The organism is Acutalibacter sp. LFL-21 (genome assembly GCF_025630755.1).
GTDB lineage: Bacteria > Bacillota > Clostridia > Oscillospirales > Acutalibacteraceae > Acutalibacter > Acutalibacter stercoravium.
Window position 1 is genome coordinate 175,275 of the sequence record NZ_JAOTNT010000003.1, and the last position, 21,887, is coordinate 197,161.

At 52.8% G+C, this 21,887-nt stretch carries 18 protein-coding genes and 2 pseudogenes; 19 read left to right on the forward strand and 1 reads right to left on the reverse strand.

The window, feature by feature from the left end:
• Position 1 precedes the first annotated feature (1 nt).
• From ODJ80_RS04795 to ODJ80_RS04850, 14 genes and pseudogenes are all read left to right on the forward strand, one after another.
• Positions 2 to 712 (forward strand): hypothetical protein, encoded by a 711-nt coding sequence (locus ODJ80_RS04795; protein WP_263041143.1) that lies wholly within the window; start codon positions 2 to 4, stop codon positions 710 to 712.
• A 70-nt stretch (positions 713 to 782) separates the two neighbouring features.
• The gene (locus ODJ80_RS04800) at positions 783 to 1,214 is read left to right on the forward strand and encodes a PrgI family protein (RefSeq protein WP_263041144.1); all 432 of its coding nucleotides are present in this window, start codon (positions 783 to 785) and stop codon (positions 1,212 to 1,214) included.
• A pseudogene (locus ODJ80_RS14175) lies at positions 1,168 to 2,577 on the forward strand (VirB4-like conjugal transfer ATPase, CD1110 family); the annotation flags it as partial. The gene ODJ80_RS04800 and the pseudogene ODJ80_RS14175, both read left to right, overlap by 47 nt.
• A pseudogene (locus ODJ80_RS14180) lies at positions 2,557 to 2,799 on the forward strand (Hint domain-containing protein); the annotation flags it as partial. The pseudogenes ODJ80_RS14175 and ODJ80_RS14180, both read left to right, overlap by 21 nt.
• Positions 2,800 to 2,829: 30 nt before the next feature.
• Complete coding sequence (locus ODJ80_RS14185) at positions 2,830 to 4,005, forward strand: VirB4-like conjugal transfer ATPase, CD1110 family (RefSeq protein WP_442863897.1); 1,176 nt, start codon at positions 2,830 to 2,832, stop codon at positions 4,003 to 4,005.
• Between the two features lie 33 nt (positions 4,006 to 4,038).
• Positions 4,039 to 6,555 carry a CD1108 family mobile element protein gene (locus tag ODJ80_RS04810; protein ID WP_263041146.1) on the forward strand — a complete coding sequence of 839 codons (2,517 nt, stop codon included), beginning with the start codon at positions 4,039 to 4,041 and terminating at the stop codon, positions 6,553 to 6,555.
• 17 nt (positions 6,556 to 6,572) lie between these two features.
• Positions 6,573 to 6,830 carry a DUF4315 family protein gene (locus ODJ80_RS04815; protein WP_087180100.1) on the forward strand — a complete coding sequence of 86 codons (258 nt, stop codon included), beginning with the start codon at positions 6,573 to 6,575 and terminating at the stop codon, positions 6,828 to 6,830.
• Positions 6,820 to 7,983 (forward strand): CD1107 family mobile element protein, encoded by a 1,164-nt coding sequence (locus ODJ80_RS04820; RefSeq protein ID WP_263041147.1) that lies wholly within the window; start codon positions 6,820 to 6,822, stop codon positions 7,981 to 7,983. Before ODJ80_RS04815 ends, ODJ80_RS04820 begins: the two co-directional genes overlap by 11 nt.
• Positions 7,984 to 8,034: 51 nt before the next feature.
• A complete protein-coding gene (srtB, locus tag ODJ80_RS04825; protein WP_442863891.1) occupies positions 8,035 to 12,996 on the forward strand; it encodes a class B sortase in 4,962 nt (1,653 codons plus the stop codon).
• A 69-nt stretch (positions 12,997 to 13,065) separates the two neighbouring features.
• Positions 13,066 to 13,548 (forward strand): hypothetical protein, encoded by a 483-nt coding sequence (locus tag ODJ80_RS04830; RefSeq protein WP_087180097.1) that lies wholly within the window; start codon positions 13,066 to 13,068, stop codon positions 13,546 to 13,548.
• 615 nt (positions 13,549 to 14,163) lie between these two features.
• Positions 14,164 to 15,510, forward strand: coding sequence for an RNA-binding domain-containing protein (locus tag ODJ80_RS04835; RefSeq protein WP_263041148.1), 1,347 nt, complete (start codon positions 14,164 to 14,166; stop codon positions 15,508 to 15,510).
• 103 nt (positions 15,511 to 15,613) lie between these two features.
• Positions 15,614 to 15,901, forward strand: a complete 288-nt coding sequence (locus tag ODJ80_RS04840; RefSeq protein WP_263041149.1) for a hypothetical protein — start codon at positions 15,614 to 15,616, stop codon at positions 15,899 to 15,901.
• Positions 15,902 to 15,911: 10 nt separating this feature from the next.
• The gene (locus tag ODJ80_RS04845) at positions 15,912 to 16,655 is read left to right on the forward strand and encodes an FAD-dependent thymidylate synthase (RefSeq protein ID WP_442863892.1); all 744 of its coding nucleotides are present in this window, start codon (positions 15,912 to 15,914) and stop codon (positions 16,653 to 16,655) included.
• Entirely contained in the window at positions 16,652 to 17,065 is a 414-nt protein-coding gene (locus ODJ80_RS04850) for a dUTP diphosphatase (protein WP_263041150.1), read from the forward strand. The genes ODJ80_RS04845 and ODJ80_RS04850 overlap by 4 nt, the downstream gene beginning before the upstream one ends.
• A 193-nt stretch (positions 17,066 to 17,258) precedes the next feature.
• Here the strand turns inward: ODJ80_RS04850 and ODJ80_RS04855 are convergent, their stop codons facing one another.
• On the reverse strand, positions 17,259 to 17,573 hold the full coding sequence (locus ODJ80_RS04855) for a helix-turn-helix domain-containing protein (protein WP_087180141.1): 315 nt from the start codon (positions 17,571 to 17,573) through the stop codon (positions 17,259 to 17,261).
• A gap of 153 nt (positions 17,574 to 17,726) precedes the next feature.
• Between ODJ80_RS04855 and ODJ80_RS04860 the strand changes: the two genes are divergently transcribed.
• The 5 genes from ODJ80_RS04860 (at position 17,727) to ODJ80_RS04880 (ending at position 21,737) form a co-directional block, all read left to right on the forward strand.
• The gene (locus tag ODJ80_RS04860; protein ID WP_263041151.1) at positions 17,727 to 18,254 is read left to right on the forward strand and encodes a DUF1273 domain-containing protein; all 528 of its coding nucleotides are present in this window, start codon (positions 17,727 to 17,729) and stop codon (positions 18,252 to 18,254) included.
• A gap of 68 nt (positions 18,255 to 18,322) precedes the next feature.
• On the forward strand, positions 18,323 to 18,970 hold the full coding sequence (locus ODJ80_RS04865) for a flavin reductase family protein (protein ID WP_106788233.1): 648 nt from the start codon (positions 18,323 to 18,325) through the stop codon (positions 18,968 to 18,970).
• A gap of 147 nt (positions 18,971 to 19,117) precedes the next feature.
• On the forward strand, positions 19,118 to 19,261 hold the full coding sequence (locus tag ODJ80_RS04870) for a DUF3789 domain-containing protein (RefSeq protein WP_087242977.1): 144 nt from the start codon (positions 19,118 to 19,120) through the stop codon (positions 19,259 to 19,261).
• On the forward strand, positions 19,258 to 21,366 hold the full coding sequence (locus ODJ80_RS04875) for a type IA DNA topoisomerase (RefSeq protein WP_263041152.1): 2,109 nt from the start codon (positions 19,258 to 19,260) through the stop codon (positions 21,364 to 21,366). Before ODJ80_RS04870 ends, ODJ80_RS04875 begins: the two co-directional genes overlap by 4 nt.
• Positions 21,363 to 21,737 carry a cysteine-rich VLP protein gene (locus ODJ80_RS04880; protein ID WP_087225168.1) on the forward strand — a complete coding sequence of 125 codons (375 nt, stop codon included), beginning with the start codon at positions 21,363 to 21,365 and terminating at the stop codon, positions 21,735 to 21,737. Before ODJ80_RS04875 ends, ODJ80_RS04880 begins: the two co-directional genes overlap by 4 nt.
• The last annotated feature ends 150 nt before the right edge of the window (positions 21,738 to 21,887 follow it).

The following is a 21,887-nucleotide window of genomic DNA, read 5'->3' on the forward strand; positions in this document are numbered from 1 at the left end:
GATGCTGATGGAGCGTTTGGATGACTGCCTGAAAGTCCATGCGGATATGCTGGACAGCACGAATATCGGCAGTATCTATGAATTGCAGGATTTGGCGGCTCTGCACTACTATCTGAAAGTCGAGCATGAATTTACGCCTGCGGAGGTAGAGGCTCTGCTGTCGTTTCAGGACCCGTTGGAAGTTGCCCGCTGGTGCAAAGAGGAAAACACCCATGCCCACAGCTTTCCAATCTGCGAATTGCTGAATGAAATACGGGCTTATGAGCGGTTTGAACCGGCTCCAAAGCAGGATGAGTCCAGCCAGACCTTTGCCCGTTTCCGTGAGGCGTTGGCATCGGACTATTTCGGCTTTCGGGAACAGGCATTATCCTGGAGCCGGGAAAGGCTGTTCGATGCCGCGGGTGAGATTGCCGCACTGTCCGATACTTTCGGCGCCTTGCTTTCCAAGTACACGCCGGTCAAGGAAGAAATGGATTTCTTTTTGCAATTCACCCACCCGCTGCAAATCATCAGCCGGTATGGGCCATTTGAGGACATCGGGCAGGCTATGAAAACACTGTATGCGGAACGGGAAAATCTGATTGATGAAGCCTTTGAGCCTCCGGCTGAAAGATCTTCGCTGCGGGAGCGCCTACAGGCAGCTATCCGTGAGAGTTCCCGCATGGGTGTTCCTGATCCTGATAAAAAGCCGCCCCACGAGAAAGAGCGGTAAAGCAAAAAACAAGGATTGTTCCTGCCCTGTTTTTACGGCGGCAGGCGTTTGAAGGAAAGAAGGTGATTTTTTGCCCTATGTACCGGTTCCAAAAGATTTAACGAAGGTTAAGACCAAAGTTGCTTTTAATCTGACCAAAAGACAACTCATTTTTTTCAGCATTGCCGGGGCGGTTGGCCTGCCGGTGTATTTTCTCACCCGCACGGTGATCGGAAATACCGCTTCGGTGCTTTTGATGATCGGGCTGATGATGCCCTTTTTCTTTATGGCAATGTATGAGCGCGACGGCCAGCCAGCGGAGAAGATCTTGAAAAATATGATCCGGCACCGGCTGTGGCCGGAGACGCGCCCATATAAGACCCGGAACTTTTATAAAATCATGTCGAAGAAGGAGGAAATAAGTATTGCCAAAAACCAAACAGCAGGAAGCGCAGGAAAAGCGCCTGCAGGCAAACATCCAGCAGGCGCGAAAAAACCGGTCCGCAGTAAAAAAGGCCGGTAAGAAATCTGGGCCTCATGCGAAGCCGCCTGGCAAGGGCGGCTTTTTCAGTGGAGTAAAACGGGACGCGCCACAGACGGCCCAGCAGACGATCCCCTACCGGGAGATCTACAAGGACGGTATCTGCCGCGTCAATGATAAGCTATATACCAAGACCATTCAGTTTTTCGATATTAACTACCAGCTTGCCCAGGCGGATGACAAGGCGCAGATTTTCGAGAATTACTGTGATTTTCTCAATTACTTTGATTCCACCATCAGTGTTCAGCTCACCTTTATCAACCAGCGGGCCAATATGCAGGACTTTTCCAAGAGCATTGCCATCCCGCCTCAGGGGGACGAGTACGATGACATCCGGCGTGAGTATGCGGAAATGCTCAAAAATCAGCTTGAAAAAGGCAATAACGGCCTTGCCAAACGGAAGTATATCACTTTTGGCATTGAGGCGGACGACCTGCGTACCGCAAAAATGCGCCTGGAGCGTGTGGAAGCGGATGTGCTGAACAACTTTAAGACCCTGGGCGTCCAGGCGGCTTCTTTGAATGGGCTGGAACGGCTGGAGCTTCTGCACAGCCAGCTTCACCCCAGCGGGCAGGAGAAATTAAAGTTTTCCTGGAGCGACCTTGCCAAAACCGGCCTCTCTACAAAGGATTTTATCGCACCCACCAGCTTCACCTTCTCCAAAGACGGCAAGACTTTCCGCATTGGGGAGTATTCCGGCGCTGTCTCCTTCCTGCAGATTTTGGCGCCGGAGCTGACGGACCGGATGCTGGCAGAGTTTTTGGATCTGGACGATGCGGTGACGATCAACCTGCATATCCAGTCTATCGACCAGGCCCAGGCGATCCGCAATATCAAACGGAAAATGAGCGACTTGCAGAAAATGAAGATCGAGGAGCAGAAAAAGGCGGTGCGGGCCGGATATGATATGGACATCATTCCCACGGACCTTGCCACCTATGGGGAGGAAGCCCAAAATCTGCTTCAAGATCTGCAGTCCCGGAATGAGCGTATGTTTTTGGTAACGGTGCTGGTACAGAACATTGCCCCGAAAAGGCAAAAGCTGTTCAGCGACATTATGGCTGCCTCCGGCATTGCCCAGAAGTACAACTGCGCGCTGAAACGCCTGGACTACCAGCAGGAACAGGGCCTTATGTCCTCTCTGGCGCTGGGCCAGAACCAGATCGAGATCCAGCGGGGGCTCACCACCAGCAGCACCGCCATTTTCGTACCCTTTACCACCTGCGAATTGTTCCAGGATGGGCAGGCATTGTATTACGGTCTCAACGCCATTTCCTCAAACCTGATTATGGCGAACCGCAAGCTGCTGAAAAACCCCAACGGATTGTTTCTTGGTACGCCCGGATGCTTTGCCGGTGATACCCGGATTCTCCTGGCAGACGGCAGCGCCGCCTCCTTTGAGGAACTGCTGGCCCGCGGCGTGGAAGAAATCGAGGTCAAGACCTTTGATGACGAAACCGGCCAGGTTATCACTGCCATGGCGCGGGATATTCGTATTGAGAAATATGCGGATGTCTTAAAGCAGATCACATTGGAGGACGGCACCACTTTCCGCTGTACGGAAAGCCATCTCATTATGGATAACGCCGGGGAGTATATGCAGACGGTGGATGTGAAGGAAGGCCAGAAATTGAGCGGCGGCCATACCGCGGTGCGGGTATCGGTGCTGAAACTGCCGAAAAAAGTGCCGGTGTATGACCTTACCGTCCCCCGCTATATGAATTTCCTGCTGGAAAACGGGCTGGTCGTCCACAACAGCGGAAAATCATTCAGCGCGAAGCGTGAGATCGTCAACGTGTTCCTGTTGACGGATGATTCTATCATCATCGCAGACCCGGAAAATGAATATGGCCCGCTGGTAAAACGCTTTGGGAAACAGGGGCAGGTCATTGACCTTTCGCCCACTTCCTCCAACTATATCAATCCGCTGGACATCAACCTGGATTACAGCGATGACGAGAACCCCATTACATTAAAGAGCGATTTTGTCCTTTCTTTGTGTGATCTGATTATCGGCGGCAAGGATGGGCTTACCCCTATCGAGAAAACCATCATTGACCGCTGCACCCGCCTGGTCTACCGGGATTACCTGCAGGACCCCCGCCCGGAGAATATGCCAATCCTGGGCGACCTGTATGAATTGCTTCGCAAGCAGAGCGAGCCTGAGGCCCAGAATATCGCCACCGCCCTTGAAATCTATGTCAACGGCAGCTTAAATGTGTTTAATCATAGGAGCAACATCGACATGGACAGTCACCGTGTCTTGTGCTTCCAGCTTAAATCCTTGGGCAAAGCCCTGAAAGAGATCGGGCTTCTTATCATGCAGGACGCTGTGTGGAACCGCGTCACCGCCAACCGGGAGAAGCATAAAACGACCTGGTTCTATATTGATGAATTCCATCTCCTGCTCAAAGGCCAGACAGGTGCTTTTTCCGTTGAAATTTGGAAGCGTTTTAGAAAATGGGGCGGGATTCCGAGCGGCCTGACGCAAAATGTGAAGGACCTGCTGGCCTCTCGTGAAATCGAGAACATTTTTGAAAACTCGGATTTCATCTACATGCTGAACCAGGCCCAGGGCGACAGGCAGATTCTGGCGAAACAGCTTGGGATCAGCCCGACGCAGCTTTCCTATGTAACCCACAGCGGCCCCGGCGAGGGCCTTTTGTTTTTCGGAAACGTGATTATCCCCTTTGTCGATCACTTCCCGAAGGACACCAGCCTGTATCAGATCATGACAACCCGCCCGGAGGAAGTCGCGGAGGCTGGAACGTGATAATCTTCTTCACCGCCTGGCGTATGGGAGGTGATGCAGTTGCCAAGGGATGAAGAATTTAGAGCAAAGGAAAAGAAATTTCACAAGATGACCCGTGACGGGCTGGTGGAACGGGGCGCGGCCTCCGGCGAGGAAACCCGTATCAGTGGCCGGGAACAGGATTTTGATTTGCGGCAGGCAAGGGATTCTCCTGATTCTTTGGAGGACCTTTCGGCCAAAGCCCGCCATACCCGGCAGCAAAGGCCGAAAGACGGTGACGCCTCGCAGGCGGAGCCAGTGGAGGACGCGGATGCTTCCCCTCTGGAGGATTTGCAGCCGGAAACCCATGAGGACGCCCCACGAGAGGAACCGCGGGAGAAGTCCGGCAAACGGCATACCCGCTATCAGCAGAAGTTTTCCGAGTCCAGCAGCGCCAGTGAAGCGGCTACCGAGCAGCCCCGTACCTCGAAACTGCAATTTGCCGAGGATGAGCTGCCGCCGGATGCCCCCGGCAAAAAGCTGGTGAAGGCCCAGCAGAAGGCGGAACGGACTGCCCGGAAGCTGGAACAGGCCGAAGGCAATCTTCCGGCCAGGCGGAAGCTGCGGCTGGAGGTGGAGCCGGACGCTGCCACCGGCAACGCCAAACGGCGCTTAAAATTTGAAAAAGAGGTAATCTCCCAACAGGAACACATAAAAGGCGCCAAACCTCTGCGCCCGGTGAAAAAAGGCGCAAACGCGGCCATCGGATATGCCCACAAGAAGATCTATGAGAATGAGCATGAAAATGTGGGCATTGAGGCGGCCCACCGCACAGAGCTGGTGGCCGAGGGCGGGCTTCGCGCCCTGAACCACCGCCGGAAAACCGCGCCTTACCGCAAGGTGTCCCGGCTGCAGAAAAAGACGGTGAAAACCCGCGCAAGGGCGGCTTACCAGCAGGCCCTCCATGATAACCCGCAGTTACGGAGCAATGTGTTTTCCCGCATGTGGCAGAAATACCGCTTAAAAAGGGAATATGCCAAAGCTGCCCGGACCGCCCGGCGCACCGGGCAGGCTGCCGGGCAAACTGCCGCTGTCACGAAAAAAGCCGGTGGCGCTGTTGGTCGTTTTGCCAGCCGCCACCCGGCCCTCTGCCTGATGGCGGCGCTGTTGTTTCTGATCGTCGTTCTGATTTTTTCGCTCTTTTCTTCCTGTTCCAGTATGGGGACGGGCGGGATCGGCGCGATTGCGGCGTCCAGCTATACCGCGGAAGATCAGGACATCAACAATGCCGAGCTGGTTTATACGGAGTGGGAAACTGACCTGCAGATGCAGATTGACAATGCCGAAGCAGACCACCCCGGCTATGATGAATACCGCTACCATGTGGGCAATATCGGGCACAACCCCTTTGAGCTGATGGGATTCCTCACCGCGTCCTATCAAGCCTTTCAGTATGCGGATGTGGAGGCCGTGCTGCAGGAACTTTTTGCCGAGCAGTATTCCCTCGAATTTGTAGAGGAAGTGGAAACCCGCACCCGCACGGAAACCCGAACAGACCCCAGCACCGGCGAGACCTATGAGGTGGAAGTGACTTATGAATGGCGGATTCTCAATGTCAACCTGACGGCCAAGTCCTTTACCGATGTGATCGCCGCCCGCATGAACGCGGAACAGGCCCAGCTTTTTAACGTCCTGATGATGACGAAGGGCAACCGCCAGTATGTCTCCAACGTGTTTGGCGATACCAACTGGCTTCCGTATGTCACAAGCTACTATGGCTACCGCGTCCACCCCATCAGCGGAGAAAAGAACTATCATAAGGCGGTGGATATTGGGATGCCCCAGGGCACAGAGATTTTAGCCGGGCATGACGGCGTGGTAACGCAGGCCGGGGAAGCAGGCAGCTACGGGCTGATCGTGGTGCTGGAGGGCACCATGGAGGACGGCAAGACCCTAACCACAAAATACGCCCACTGCTCCGAACTGCTGGTATCTGCCGGGCAGGAAGTCAAACAGGGGGATGTCATTGCCAAAGTGGGCAGCACCGGTGATTCCACCGGCCCGCACCTTCACCTGGAGGTGTTGGTGGATGGGCAGTACCTTAATCCCCTGTATTTTGCCGATACCGGCGACCATACCGGGACAAACCTGATCCCCGGCAGCGCGGGCGGACCGGAGATCCCCGCATATCCCGGCGCTCCTATGGGCGATGGCGATTACGCGGCGCTGATTACGGAGGCGCAGAAACATCTCGGAAAGCCTTATGTGTTCGGCGCTTCGGGGCCAAACAGCTTTGATTGCAGCGGCTTTGTTTCCTATGTCCTCAATCAGAGCGGTGTTGCCAGTGTGGGACGCTCCACAGCCCAGGGGCTTTTTAACATGAGTACCCCTGTTTCCAGAGAAAACGCCCAGCCGGGAGATCTGATCTTCTTCACCGGCACCTACTCGGCGGGCACGCCTGTAACCCATGTAGGTATCTATATCGGCAACGGGCAGATGATCCATGCCGGGGACCCGGTACAGTATGCCAATATCAATACGTCCTACTGGACCGAACATTTTTACGCATTTGGGCGTATCTCAACCAATTAAAGATCGGAGGTAATAAATTGAATCCCAAAATTGACAAACTCGCAAGGGATATAGAAAAAACGGAAAAGAAAATCGCAGACCTGCAAAAAAAGCTGGAGCTTTTCAAAGAGGAAAAGACCCGGCTGGAGAACGAGGATTACGGCGATATTGGCCGTGATTTCCACCTCACCCCGAAGGAGCTGGCAGAATTTTTGAAAGCGCACAGGGCGGGCACCCTCACGATCCCGGAGGCTGCCCCGCCTGCGGGAGAACAGGAGGCCGGCCATGAAGAATAAAGTGAGGAATGTTTTGGCGGCGCTTGTGCTTTGCATGAGCGCCATTGCTTTGCCCGTCACCGCTTACGCTTCCACGGGCAGCGATACCACGCCGCCCACTCTTTCCGCTACATTAAATAACGACAAACTGGCGGTGGAGGCCAGCGATGATATGTCCGGCGTGGAGGCGGTGTATGTGGATGACACCCGTATCAACAGCCTTGTCAACGGCAAGGGGACCGTGGCCTTGAAGGATTACGCCGGGGACGGCAAGGAAGTGACGGTTTACGCGGTGGACTATTCCGGCAACCGCTCCAAAGAGGTAAAGCTGGATAACCCTTATTATGAGGAACCGGCGCAGACCCAGGCGGCTTCTTCTGCTACGCCCCAATCTTCCAGTGGGGCAACACAGGCTGCGCCGTCCCAAACGCCCGCGCTTTCTCCTTCATCAAACAATGCTTCTGGCAATTCGGAAAGCAGCCAGGCCGCCCAGACCCCTTCGGCCTCCCAGGAAGAAACAGAGGCTTCTTCTGAAAGCTCTGCTACGGAGGACGAAACGGAATCGGCTGTGCCGGAAGGGGCATTTACCCCGGAAGGCACCGGCACGGTCCTGGACTCAGCCACCGAGCAGGAAGATGATAAGCAGTTTTATACCATCACCACCGCGGACGGAAATGTGTTTTACCTTATCATTGACGGGAAGCGGGATTCGGAAAACGTCTACTTCCTGAATGGTGTTACGGAGGAAGATCTGCTGTCCCTGGCCCAGCAGGATAACGGCAGCGAAAGCGCCATTGAGGTTGTCACCTGTAACTGTACGGAAAAATGCGAGGCGGGCGCGGTGAATACCGATTGCCCGGTCTGCAAAAATGACCTGAACGGCTGCCTGGGGAAAGTGACGGAAGAACCGGCGCCGGAGGAAACCGAGCAGCCTCAAGCCGAGACGGAGAAATCCGGCAACAATACCGGCATGATTATCTTCCTGGTGATCGCTCTTGTAGCTGCTGGCGGGCTGGGTTATTACTTCAAGATCGTGCGTCCGAAACAGCAGGCGGCTATGGACGAGGACGAGTTCGAGGATGACGGTTACGGGGAAGATTATGAGCAGGATTTGGCGTACAGCGATGAGTCCTCTTATGACGAGGACGAAGAACCCACAAAGGACGGCAGATAACGCCGTCCTTTCCGTTTCCCAAACAAATTTTATGAAAGTGAGGATTATAGCTTGAATACAAAATCTATGCGCGGCCATGGCCTTTCCCGGCTTCTGGCCGGTTTTCTTTGTCTGCTGCTTTTGGTAGGGATCTTGCCTGTCAGCGCGTTTGCGGCTTCGGAAGGCCAGCAGGCCAGCTCCGCTTATGGCGATACGGTCATCAGCTCTGACGGCCAGCCCTATTATTCCCCTTCGGGTTATTACACGATGACCTACCATGATGACGGTTCCACTTCCTATTCGTATCACGGCGGGAATGTGGCCTACCGCCATTATGTGCTGAACACGGATGGCGGCGGCTTCCGCTGGGTGTACTGCATTGAGAGCGGCATCCGGTTCGGTGATTCGGACGATGGCTATTATTCCGAGCAGACGGATAACAGCCAGTATTTCAACCAGTTGCCGGAGGCTTCCCGGCGCGGGATCATGCTGGCCTCCCTGTATGGCTGGCAGCCTGGGGCTTCGCTCCCCATGGCCGGTATCAATGCCGACGACTGGTATATGGCGGCGCAGTGTATCATTTGGGAATACCAGCAGCAGCTCCGCAGCGACGCCACCAGCCGCCACGACAATGGAAGTGTCGCGGAAAACACCTTCTTCCGCATTGTGCAGGGACGGCCTGCCGAACAGGTCTATTACTGGATTCTGAACCAGATCGCTTCCCATTCCACCATTCCTTCTTTTGCCGGTGCTACTGCGGAAAGCGCCCCGGTGCATGAACTGAAATGGGATTCCAACGCAAAGGTTTATACCCTGACGCTGACCGATGCCAACAACTTAAATATCGACCTGGAGGCCCTTACTGCAAGCGGGATCTCCGTGACCCGCAGCGGCAACAGCTACACCTTTACCAGCAAGGAAATGCTGGAATCCCCGGTGGCGCTCCAATTCCGCAAAAATGTGCCTATCGGTGAGGCCATGCTGATCTGGGGGCGCGAGGGCTGGCAGACCATGATGACGGGCGCCAAAGACCCTGTTTCCTTCTATATGCAGATCAAGACGGAAACCTATGGCAAGGCAAAGATCGTAAAGACCAGCGAGGACGGCATTGTTGAGGGGATTCCCTTTACCATCAGCGGCAACGGTGTGGAGGAATCGGTTGTCACCGGCGCGGACGGCATGGTGTCCCTGGACCTTCTGCCCGGCACCTATCTTGTGACCGAGCAGCCCATTGACCGCTATGTAACGCCTGCTTCGCAGTATATCACCATTGAGAGCGGCCAGACCGCCAGCGTCCAGTTTTCCAACATTTTGAAGAAGTTCCGTGTGGAAGGCCACAAAGTGGATGCGGAAACCGGCGAGGCCCAGGGGGACGCTTCCCTTGCGGGGGCCGTCTATGGCCTGTATAAAGGCGGGGAGCTGGTAGATACCTTCACCACCGGGCCGGACGGCAGCTTTGTCACCGGTTACTATCCTTGCGGGGATGACTGGACCTTGCAGGAGATTTCCCCAAGCCCCGGCTACCTGCTGGATGAAACGGTGCATGAGGTGGGCGCTTCTCCTTCCCTTTATGAAATCGAGCTGAATACCACAGAAAATACGCTACCGGAAACGGTGATCCGCGGCAATATCCAGCTTGTGAAGCATACCGATGACCCGGACCCGGATGTATCGGACGAGGAACACAATGACGACGCCAATGCCGGTATGGTGGAAAAGCCGGAGGAAGGCGCTGTTTTTGAAGTTTATCTGACAAGCGCGGGCAGCTATGAAAATGCCACAGAAAGCGAGCGGGACATCCTGACAACGGATGCGGACGGCTTTGCCGCCTCCAAGGATATGCCCTATGGCCGCTATACCGTCCACCAGACCGCTGGCGAGGACGATAAAGCCTTTGTACCGGATTTCACAGTATTTATCAGCGAGAACGGAAAGACCTACTCCTATATCCTGAACAATGACGCCATTACTGCCAGGGTGCGTGTGGAAAAACGGGACGCGGAAACCGGGGAGATCATTCCTATGGCCGGTACGGGCTTCTGTATTAAGGACCTTACCACCGGCGAATTTATCAGCCAGGAAATCTACTATCCCAACCCTGAAACCATTGACGTATTTTACACTTCGGATGAAGGCTGGCTGATGCTGCCGGAGCCGCTGCCCGCCCATGCGTTTGAGCTTTATGAGGTGACAGCCCCGGAAGGGTACGTCCTTTCTGATGAGCCGGTGCCTTTCACAGTAGATGGTTCCGAGGCGGTTGTTACCGTCGTACAGTACAATCAGCCGCAGAAAGCCCAGCTCACCATCAGCAAATCCGGCGAGGTTTTTGCCAGCGTGCAGGAAAATGATGGCTTCTATCAGCCCGTTTATGAAGTGGTTGGTCTGCCCGGCGCCGTGTATGACCTGATTGCCGATGAAGATATTTATACCGGTGACGGCACGCTGCGGGTGGCAAAAGATACGGTAGTCGCTACCCTTACCACCGGGGAGGATGGGACGGCGGTCAGCGAACCGCAATACCTGGGCCGCTACCGTCTGGAGGAACGCCAGGCGCCGGAGGGCATGGTGCTGGATCCCACGCCGATTTATACCGAGCTTACCTATGCCGGTCAGGAAGTAGAGATTACCCAGACAGCCATCGGTCTTTATGATGAACGCCAGAAGGTAGAGATCGACCTTCTGAAATCCCTGGAAACAGACGAAACCTTTGACATTGGGCTTGGCGAGGAATACAAGGATATTTCCTTTGGCCTGTACGCTTCTGAGGATCTGACTGCCCTGGATGGCAGCGTGATTCCCGCAGGCGGGCTTCTGGAAGTCGTGGCGGTTGCGCCGGTAGAGGACGCGCCCGGCCAGTATTCGGCGGCCTTTGCCTCCGACCTGCCTTTTGGCAGCTTCTATGTCCAGGAGCGCACCACCAATGAGGCATTTTTGCTTTCCGATCAGCAGTACCCGGTAGTCTTTGCGTATGCCGGGCAGGAAACCGGCCTGGTTACGATTGCGGTCAATGACGGCGAGGCCATTTCCAACGAGATGATCCGCGGGCGTATTGACGGTGTGAAATACGGCGAGGACCCCGAAGGCGGTGAGGACCTTACCCTGGAGGGCGCGCTGATCGGCCTGTTCGCTCCCGGCACGGAAGAATTTACAGAAGAAAATGCCCTTCTTGTGACAACTTCCGGGGAAAACGGCGCCTTCTCCTTTGAGGATGTGCCTTTCGGCCATTGGATCATCAAGGAGATTGCCAGCCCTTCGGTCCTGTACTCCATCAGCCCGGAACAGCACCATATCTATATCGGCACCGATGGGCAGACCATTGAAATTGAGATCGACAATACCCTGATCCACGGTACGGTGCAGGTTATCAAGACCGAGGCTGTGGACGAATTGAAGTCTATCCAGGAGGACGGGGAAAACATTTCTGAAAATGAGGCTGGCGAGGCGGAAGAAAGCGCCGCTGATGATACCGGCGAGGACACTGCGGACAATCCATTCCTCCACCGGCTGCCCGGCGCTGTCTTTGAGCTTTATGAGGACACCAACGGCGATAAGGCGTTTGATGAAGGCGATGCCCTGATCGGGGAGCTGACGGAAACCGATGAGGGGTTCCATGAAATGAGCGGCCTCTTGGCAAAGGGCTATTTTGTCAAAGAGAAAACTGCCCCGGAAGGCCACAAGCTGGACCCCAATGCTTATTACTTTGAGATCACCACGGACGGGCAGGTTGTCGTTGTGGAAAATGGTGAGGCTGGCCGCGGATTTGTGAATGAGGCTTACCGCGGCAACCTGAAAATCACAAAAGATTCCAGCGATGGCCGCAAGGACGGCTTTGCCTTTGAGGTGAAAAGTGAGGATGGCACCTACTGCGAGACTTTCACAAGCCCGGAGGACGGTATCATCCTGATCGAAGGGCTGCGCGTGGGCAAATACACTGTGACCGAGGTTAAGAATAAGGCCAGCGAGGACTATATCATCCCGGATGGCGCCACGGTGGAGATCAAGGCCGATGAAACCGCCGAGGTGAGCTTCTTCAATGAAAAGCCGGAGGAAGAAACCCCGGAAACGCCTGATACGCCAGATACCCCGGATAACCCGACAACGCCTTCCAATCCTTCTAAGCCGGTCCCGCAGACAGGCGATGATTATAACCTGTATATTTGGATCGGCGTGCTGGGCGCGGCGGTGATCGGCAGCGGCGTTGCCCTTTTCCTGTGCGCTTACAAGAAAAAGGGCCAGAAGGCCAGCCCCGGACGCCGCAAAGCGGCAACGGGTGTGCTTCTGATCTGCATTGCCATGGCAGTGGGCAGCGGCTTTATGCTGGCGCGGGAGATCGGCCAGTACAAGGAAAGCGCCGATACCTATGCCGGGCTTTCGGAATATGTCACCCCGGCTGAAACAGACGGGGAAAATGGAACTGTGGAGGCGCCGGAGGAAACCGGCGCTTCCTCCATTTCTCTGCCCACGGTGGACTTTGAAAGCCTGCTGGCCCAGGGGCCGGATGTCAAGGCATGGCTGGAGCTTCCCGGCACGGTCATTCAGTACCCGGTGGCCCAGTGCGAGGATAACAGTTACTACCTGAAACACCTGTATGACGGTACGGCAAACAAGGTGGGCTGTCTGTTCATCGACTATGAAAACGCGGAGGATTTTTCCGACAACAACACGATCATCTATGGGCACAACATGCGGGACGGCTCCATGTTCTCCACGCTGGTGGAATACAAAGCGCAGGCTTACTATGACGAACACCCGGAAATGTACCTGGTAACGCCGGAGGGCGGCTATGTGGTCGAGGTGTTTTCCGCATTTGTGGCAAGCCCGGAGGAATCCGGCAGCGAAACTTCTCCCTGGGCGCTGGAATGGAAAGACAGCGGCGCTTATACGACCTGGCTTTCCGCAATGCAGGAGCGTTCTGTGATCGAAACGGGCGTTTCCGTCACTTCCAGCGACAAGGTGCTGACCCTTTCCACCTGTACCAATGGCGGCGCTGACCGCTTTATCGTCATGGGCAGGCTGGTAGCTGTAACTGAATAACAGATTTTAAGAAGATGGCGCGGGATGCCGGCTGCTCCCGCGCCCATCTCTATATATGGAGGATTTGCAATGGTAAATAACATTGTTCCCATTCCCGGATATGTCCATCTCTACCGCTCCATGCTGCGGTTTTACGATATGCCCAGCGCGGAGCTGAAAGAAATGCTCTACCTTCTGAATACCGCCAACCTGGACAGCTACGGCTTCCACCACCCGGAGGCGCATGTGGTCGAGAGCGGCCCGGTGGCCTTCTGCGGCTGGCTGGATCAACGGTATGCCCGCCCTTACCGGACGGAGGTGCAGCTTTATAAATCCCTGCTGGCCCTGAAACGGAGCATTGACCGGGATTGTATTGTCACTTCCCAGCGGGAGGCCCTTCAAATGCTCCGGTGCGTGATCTCCAACCTGGAATACCGGTTCTATAAAGCCTACAACATGGAATTTGAGGATAAGCGAACGGTGTATTCCGAGTGCGCCTTCCGGCTGATCCCGCGGGAGGACGAACCCAGCGTGTGCCTGATGCACGATTGGGTGTACCTGCCTACGGCGTAAAATATGTGATCTGCTTCTTTTTTCTAACCATCAATCTAACCACCCGTTAACAATGATGGTTAGATTGGTTAGAATAGCCACTTGAATTGTGGCAAATATTCCGGCTAAACCAAAATCACAATTTAGTTTAGCCAGAGATACCATTGGCAATGAGGAAAAGCGCACGGTTTATTCTAAGTGCGCCTTCTGACTGACCCGTGGGAGGACAAAACCAGTGTGCGCCTGATGTACGATTAGATTTATCTGCCGAGCGCATAAAACACAACGAATACCGTATTGAATCCGTTGAATGATATTTGTGATTTGTCCCGAATGTTATTTATTATTCGGGACAAATCAACAGCACGCAATTTCGATATGGTTCTTATGGTGTTATTTATCGGTTCAATCGTGTCACTGCCTGGTTAGAAAACTGAATAGAAACGATTGGATATGACAATATTATAAGCGAAAAGGCACATTTTCTGTGTTAAAAGGCTGCTACAATGCACCCGTTTTCGTGAATCCCATAAAAGTATCGGTTCATAATCGGTTCACAATCGGTTCAGTCTCATTGACACGATTGAACCGATTTGCTATAATAGGAGCGGTAATAAGAATGAAGGAGATGGCAGTATGCTTTTTCGGGAAAGTGAGACCATAGAACTGAAAGAAGTTGTTGTGGACGAAATCAAAAAAGAAATCATTGCTTTTGCTAACTGTGACGGCGGAAAACTGTATATTGGCGTCCAGGATGACGGCACGGTAGTCGGAGTGGATGACCCGGACAGTGTATCTTTGCAAATCAGCAATATGGTACGGGATGCCATCAAGCCGGATGTAACAATGTTCGTGCATTACAAGACTATTGAAGAAAATGGAAAAGAAATTGTTGCTGTGGATATTCAGCGAGGAACAGACCGGCCTTATTATCTTGCAAAAAAGGGGATGCGTCCAGAAGGCGTATATGTCAGGCAGGGTTATTCCTCGGTTCCGGCCACCGATACGGCAATCCGCCGTATGATTAAAGAAACGGATGGGGACCGCTTTGAAGCCATGCGCTCTCTGAACCAGGAACTCACATTTGAAGCTGCAAAAAAAGAATTTGATCTTCGGAATGTAGAATTTGGCCCGCAGCAAATGCGTACTTTGAAGCTGGTCGATCAGGATAACCTTTATAGCAATTTAGGGCTGCTTCTGTCCGACCAATGCGTCCATACGATTAAGGTTGCCGTTTTCCAGGGGACAGACCAAACGGTATTTAAGGACCGCCGGGAATTTAGCGGGTCGCTGCTGCACCAGATGAACGAAGTGTATGATTTTATTGACTTCCGCAATCAGACCCGTGCAACCATAGAGAAACTGCTAAGGATTGATGTCCGGGATTACCCTGAAATCGCTGTCAGGGAAGCATTGCTGAATCTGCTGGTCCACCGGGATTATTCCTTTAGTGCCAGCGCACTTATCAGTATTTACGCGGACAGGATTGAATTTGTGTCCATTGGCGGATTGATGCCGGGAATTGACCTGGAAGATATTATGGTAGGTATTTCCGTATGCCGAAACCAGGATCTTGCGAATGTGTTTTATCGTTTACATTTGATTGAGGCTTATGGTACCGGAATGGGAAAAATTATGAAAGCATACGAAGGCATGGCGGAAAAGCCCGTGATTGAAACCACAAAAAATGCCTTTAAGATCATACTGCCGAATATTAACGCCAAATATGAAAAAGGCACTGAATCTGTGCTTCCAGCAGAGCCACCCGCGAATACTCCTGTTGTCGCACCATTAAGTGACGGAGAAGAAAAAGTGTTGGAATATGCCCGGACACATGGTGCTGTTACAAGAAATGAAGTCATGGGATTGCTCGAAGTGAGTATCTCCACCGCTGCCAGAGTCCTGAAAAAGCTGGTAAAAAGCAATCTGCTAAAGCAGAATGGAAAAGGCAGAAGCACCAACTATACCATTATAAATAAATAAACGATATGCCTCACAGCCGATTGGAAAAATCCAGTCGGCTGTTTTCAGTTAGGAGGGATGCTATATTACCCAAACGGAAGTTAACGCCGTATTTGACGAGCAGGTGAAGCTCTGTGCCGACACGCTGCAGAAGAAAACCAAGGAATATACTGGAGATGATACGGACCGGCTGGGAGCATTTAAGTCGGCTGCGGCTTTGCAGCACGCAACGCCCCAGCGGGCACTCGCCGGTATGATGGCAAAGCACATCATCTCCATTTATGATATGTGCTTTACGGACCGAAAAACTTTTGAGCTGGCTGTCTGGGAGGAAAAGATCACCGACAGCCTTAACTATCTGTTTTTACTAAAAGCTGTGATAAAGGAGGAATTGGAACATCAATCAGATTGAAACTAAAATTTTGAACTGCACCGCAGTACAGGAAGCCGAAAAAAACATGGTGTTTGCGGCAAGACTTACCCAGCGGGGTCATGCGATTCATTCCATGGATGATCTTCTGGCCCTTTATGAGAAAGCCTATACTGCCGATACGGTCAAACGAATCGCCTCTCTGCCGCACCCTGCCGTACAGAAGTTTTCGGTTATCACGGTGGCGGTTGTGGGAGCCAGCAGGCGTTTCCTGGCACAGATCACCCGGCACCAAAATGAGGTCAAGTTTATCAGCGCCTCTTTGCAGTACAGCAATTATGCGGGGCAGGCCGATTTTGTGGTGCCTTATGAGATCCTGACGGCAAGCCAGTGGGTGCATGACTTCTACCTGAAAAAGTGCCGGGCTGCCATGGAGCATTATGCGGATATAGGCGCCTGCGGGATTTCCAGGGATACCGCAGGGTATCTTGCCCCGCAGAGCCTTCGCAATGTGCTGGTTATCAGCGCCACGCCTTATCAGTGGAAGCACATGATCGGCCAGCGGACTTGCCGCCGCAATACGGATGAAACACGCTTTGTCCTGCTGAAAATATGGGTGGAACTGTATGCGCTGGACCCGGAACTGTTCAGCCCGGAGCTTACCGGCCCCTTCTGCCAGCGGGAGGGCTGCCGGGAAAAAGATATGTCCTGCGGCTGCCCGTGCGAAAAAGGGGCGTTGCCTCTTGCCCTGCTGCGCCAGGACTATCCCGCAGCATTGGAAGGAGGCGGCCAGTGAAAATCAAGATCATTGATTTTGGGCTGCCGGAGAACCACCGTCCCCTCCGTTCCCACGCCAATGACGCCGGGGCGGATGTCTATATGCCCTTTGACTGTACTCTGGAGCCTGGCGGGATTGCTAAAATTCCGCTGGGCTTTGGCCTGGAGGTGCCGGACGGTTATGCCGCCTATGTGTTTCCCAGGAGCAGCCTGGCTGCAAAAGGGGTGGTCTGCGAGCTGCCCCCTGTGGATTCCGGCTACCGGGGCGAGATCCACGCCATTGTCAGCAATGTGGGAAATGAGGCCCGGACGCTTCCGAAAGATTCCAGGATCGGGCAGCTTATCATCATGCCTGTGGTGATTGCGGATTTCGTGAATGACCTGGGCGGAAAACGCGGCGCGGGCGCTTTTGGCAGCACGGGAAAATAACTTTTTGGCTTAATGTAAACATTTTTGGTGAGTAACTTAAAGACAAAGCGTAGATACTATACAGATGTAACTAATCTTATATAATATTGGTTATATCCGGGAGCAAAATACGATTTCAAGTTGTTTTATACCTTGTAATCTTGAAGCCTAAAATAGAAAGTGGCCAGCCTCCCTTATATGTGACTGACCACTTCTATTTTTTGCTATTCAGTTCTTTCATAATACCGAGGATGTAGGACATCGCTTTGGAATCCAGCTTCTTTGCCTCTGCGATAAATTCGTTTAAGGCGGTAGGATTCGGATTGCCTTCATCGAAGAATTCCTGCGGTGTCACGCCCAGGTATTCGCAGATATAAAAGAAGGACTGCATAGAAGGAAGCGTTTTCTTATTCTCCACGTTGTTGATATAATTGTTGGCCTGCCCAAGCGACAGCGACATATCCCGTGCGGAAACACCCTTCTGCATCCTCAATTTTGCCAGCCTTTCCGGGACAAAATCTTCGTACACCATAGTCACCTCCCATTCTATAATAGATTGTACCTTACAGGCTGGCTCTATTCGCTAAATGAAAAGGGGTATTTGAGTTGACACGCTAAATATAACCTATTAAAATAAGAGGTATGGTAGTTTTCAACTATCATCTGAAAGGGAGGATGCAACATGAAAGAAAAAGTATGCGGAGTAACCGGACACCGGGAAATTCCCGCTGAATATATGGAGCAGGCAGAGCAAGGTCTGCGGCGCGAAATCGAAAAAGCTATTGCGGACGGCTATACCTATTTCATTTCCGGCTTTGCTGACGGTGCAGATCAGCTATTTGCCGGGATTGTTCTGGAAAAGGCCAAAGAAAATCCGGCGCTGCGCCTGGAGGCGGCGATTCCGTACCGCAACCGCTATAAGCGGCTGATGGAGGACGAGCGGACCAGGGCAATGCTTGAGGCATGTGCAAAGGTGGAAATTGTAAGCGAGGAATGGGCTTCCAATGTCTACATGAAGCGCAACCGCTATATGGTAGACCAGGCGGACCGGGTGATCGCTGTCTATGATGGACGGGAAAACGGTGGCACGGTGTCCACAATCCGCATGGTCCATGCCCAGAAAAAAGAAATGCGGGAGGTCCCTGTGGGGCCGTATCTTCCTGAAAGCATGATAAATCTTGGATATTTCAGGAACGCCTCGGGTAGATAAGAATTTGCCAGTGTGGTAAAATAAGAAATATAAGTGGACAAATTGGAATTTTTGTAGGAGGTGTCGTAATGAAAATAGAGATTGGGAAAGATTTTCCGCAGTATTTCAAACCCTCATATCCAGAAGAATTTGAATTGTTTTCACATTTTGAAGTAACCGCAGGAATACCAACGGTTTTATTTGCAATTACCACATGGAAAGAAAACGGGAAACCGAATATCTGTTTTCATTCGTGGAGTTGTTTTCATGGAGATAAAACTGCTTTCTTTGCTGTGATGGGAAATCTATATCAGCACACTCATACTTATGCCAACATTAAAAGGGAAAAATGCTTTTGTATTAACTTTTTGCCAATAAGCTATTATGATAACTTGGTAGACACAATCAATCACAATGATATTGAAACGGATGAGTTTGAAGTAGGACATTTTAATCTTTCCAATGCTAAGACAATTCATGCACCAGTTATCCAAGAGGCTTTTATTAACATGGAATGTACTTTAAAAACGGCACAGGATTTAAGCGGAGCCGGAATTACGGCTATGGTTATCGGACAAGTGCAACATATTTCTGTTGATAAGAAATACGCACAAGGCTATGAAAGACGGTATGGAAAAGACGGTTTTATGATGTTAGTACCTGCACCGCAAGACCTTGTTACTGGTGAACCAAATCAATCTGCGATTGCTACTATAAATATCGAAAAATATGATTGATAAATCCTAATTTGTCAACCAAAACTAAATACTATGAATTTACGCCGCAGATCCTTTCTGCGGCGTTTTGCTATATAACCCTGGCGCAAAGGTGTTCTTATCCCTTTGCGCTTTTTTCATATTCAGAATTCAAAGGAGGTGCGGCACATGTGGGGCGCAGTATCACATTTTCTGTCTTTCACGCTTGGCACAATCGCAGGCGTAACTTTGATGTGTCTGCTGCAGGCCGGAAGGCAGGCAGACGAGCAGTTTACAAAATTCTTTGATAAAGAGGGAGGTTCGGACGAATGAAACTTGTGGTAGCCGAAAAGCCCAGCGTGGCCCAATCTTTGGCCGCGGTGCTGGGAGCAAAGGAGAAAAAGGACGGGTATCTGGAAGGCGGCGGCTGGCTGGTGTCCTGGTGCGTGGGCCATCTGGTGGAGCTGGCCCAGCCGGAAGCCTATGGGGAGCAGTACGCCAAATGGCGGTATGCGGATCTGCCTATCCTTCCCGCCCATTGGAAATATGATGTGGCAAGGGATAAGAAAAAGCAGCTTGGCGTCCTGCGCCGTTTGATGGAGGATAAACGTGTGGACGCCGTGGTGTGCGCTACCGATGCCGGCCGGGAAGGGGAACTGATCTTCCGGCTGGTCTATCAGCAGGCCGGGTGCAGTAAACCCATCCTCCGGCTTTGGATCAGCTCTATGGAGGACGCCGCTATCCGTGATGGATTTGAACACCTGCGGCCCGGCGCCGATTATGACCTGCTTTACCAGGCGGCGCTCTGCCGGGCAGGTGCGGACTGGCTTGTGGGAATTAACGCCACCCGCCTTTTCTCTGTCCTGTATGGCGATACCTTGAATGTGGGCCGTGTAATGACGCCGACACTGGCGCTGATCGTCCAGCGGGAAGATGCGATCCGCTCTTTCCAAAGCAAACCTTTCTATGTGCCGGAACTCACCTGCGGAGGGTTTACCGCTGCCGGGGAGAAGCTGGAGGACAAAGCGGCTGCGGAGGCAATACAGACAGTTTGTGATGGAAAGCCTGCCGTTGTCTGCAAAGTGGAGCGGCAGAAAAAGACTGTCCAGCCGCCCCGCCTTTACGATTTGACTACCTTGCAACGGGCGTGCAACCGCTTGTATGGCTTTACTGCCCAACAGACCCTTGATTATTTACAAAGCCTGTATGAGAAAAAGTTGGCGACCTATCCGAGAACAGACAGCCAGTATATCACAGCGGATATGCAGGCAACGGTTGGCTCTCTGGCTCTGTGGCTTTGGCAGAATATGCCTTTTGGCAAGGACAGCACCACGGCGCCGGAGCTGGAAGGGATCATTGATGACAGCAAGGTAACGGACCACCACGCCATTCTCCCCACAGTGGAGATGGCCCGCACTGATTTGTCCTCTTTGCCTGCCGGTGAGCGGGATGTCCTGCTGCTCCTTGCCTGCCGCCTTCTCTGCGCTACCGCACAGCCCCACCGCTTTGAGGCAGTGCTGGCAGTTTTGGAGTCCGAGGGCCATACATTTACCGCCAAAGGGAAAACGATTCTGCATGAGGGATGGAAAGGCATTGAACATGCTTTCCGTGCCAGCCTGAAACAAAAACAGCCGGAGGACGGCGACGAAAATACGTCCCGTCTGCCGGAGCTGAAAGAAGGACAGAGATTTGAAAAGGCTGCCGCCACGATTCGGGAAGGCAAAACCAACCCGCCCAAGCACTACACCGAAGATTCTTTGCTTGCGGCTATGGAGACAGCCGGTACGGAGGATATGCCGGAGGACGCCGAGCGGAAAGGACTGGGCACTTCGGCCACCCGTGCCGCCACACTGGAAAAGCTGGTGTCCACGGGATTTGTCCAGCGGAAAAAGAAACAGCTTTTGCCTACGGATAAGGGCGTCAACCTGATTGCTGTCCTGCCCGATGTGATAAAATTCCCGGCGCTCACGGCAGAATGGGAGTCCATGCTGAAACAGGTGGAACGCGGAGAAATGACGGCTGACGCTTTTATGGAAGGGATTGCCGGTTTGATCCGTGACCTAATCCGACAAAACACCGCCCCTGATCCTGCCTATTCCTCTTTGTTCGGAAGCAAAAATGCAGCCAATCGGGAAGCTGTCGGCACCTGTCCCCGGTGCGGCGGCGCTGTCTATGAGGGGAAGAAAGGCTTCTTCTGTGAAAATGGAGCCTGCGCCTTTGCTCTCTGGAAAGAAAACCGGTTCTTTTCCAGTAAAAAGAAAACCTTAACAAAAACCGTTGCCGCGGCGCTCTTAAAGGAGGGCCGCGTTTCCATGTCCGGACTTTTCAGTGAGAAAACCGGCAAAACCTATGACGCCGTGGTGGTGCTGGATGATACAGGCGAAAAGTATGTGAATTATAAGCTGGAATTTCCGCAGCAGCGGGGACGGAAGAAATGACCGGCCCGCCGCGGGAGCTGACCCGCTCCGAGCGTGCAGCGATCCGAAGGCTGGTAACAGGCTTATGCGCCAACTATGACGAGCGGGAAAAGCTCTGCCTTCCCCTGGACTGCTCTTGCTATATGCTTCATAAATGGTGGACCGGCTGCCTTTGCCGGTATTTTGAGCGGTCTGTGCTGCCGGTTGAACCGGCGCTGGAAGCAGTTCTGACGGGAAACGATACTTCCCAACGCCAGAAAAAATGCCCGGTATGCGGGAAGCTGTATCTTCCCACCACCAGCCAGGCATATTGCTCTGATGCCTGCCGGATCTGGGCCAGACGGGACGCGGATAAAAAGCGCAAGCGCCGGATTCGCCAGCACAAGGGATGATATGTCTGCAACTTAGCCTTTTGGGGGCTTGATTTATAAGGCTTTCCGGCCATGCTTTTATAGGCGGCAAGAGATTTATACTCTGCCCCTCAATAGGAAGGTTAAGTTGCGGACAAAAGGTAAATGCAACTGGCCGAAAATCAACTTTTA

Bases quoted from the DNA above. Each gene is read 5' to 3' on its own strand.
- ODJ80_RS04795 (WP_263041143.1), top strand. From the start codon at position 2: ATGCTGATGGAGCGTTTGGATGACTGCCTGAAAGTCCATGCGGATATG.
- ODJ80_RS14185 (WP_442863897.1), top strand. From the start codon at position 2,830: ATGCAGACGGTGGATGTGAAGGAAGGCCAGAAATTGAGCGGCGGCCAT.
- ODJ80_RS04810 (WP_263041146.1), top strand. From the start codon at position 4,039: ATGCAGTTGCCAAGGGATGAAGAATTTAGAGCAAAGGAAAAGAAATTT.
- ODJ80_RS04820 (WP_263041147.1), top strand. From the start codon at position 6,820: ATGAAGAATAAAGTGAGGAATGTTTTGGCGGCGCTTGTGCTTTGCATG.
- ODJ80_RS04830 (WP_087180097.1), top strand. From the start codon at position 13,066: ATGGTAAATAACATTGTTCCCATTCCCGGATATGTCCATCTCTACCGC.
- ODJ80_RS04835 (WP_263041148.1), top strand. From the start codon at position 14,164: ATGCTTTTTCGGGAAAGTGAGACCATAGAACTGAAAGAAGTTGTTGTG.
- ODJ80_RS04860 (WP_263041151.1), top strand. From the start codon at position 17,727: ATGAAAGAAAAAGTATGCGGAGTAACCGGACACCGGGAAATTCCCGCT.
- ODJ80_RS04865 (WP_106788233.1), top strand. From the start codon at position 18,323: ATGAAAATAGAGATTGGGAAAGATTTTCCGCAGTATTTCAAACCCTCA.
- ODJ80_RS04870 (WP_087242977.1), top strand. From the start codon at position 19,118: ATGTGGGGCGCAGTATCACATTTTCTGTCTTTCACGCTTGGCACAATC.
- ODJ80_RS04875 (WP_263041152.1), top strand. From the start codon at position 19,258: ATGAAACTTGTGGTAGCCGAAAAGCCCAGCGTGGCCCAATCTTTGGCC.
- ODJ80_RS04880 (WP_087225168.1), top strand. From the start codon at position 21,363: ATGACCGGCCCGCCGCGGGAGCTGACCCGCTCCGAGCGTGCAGCGATC.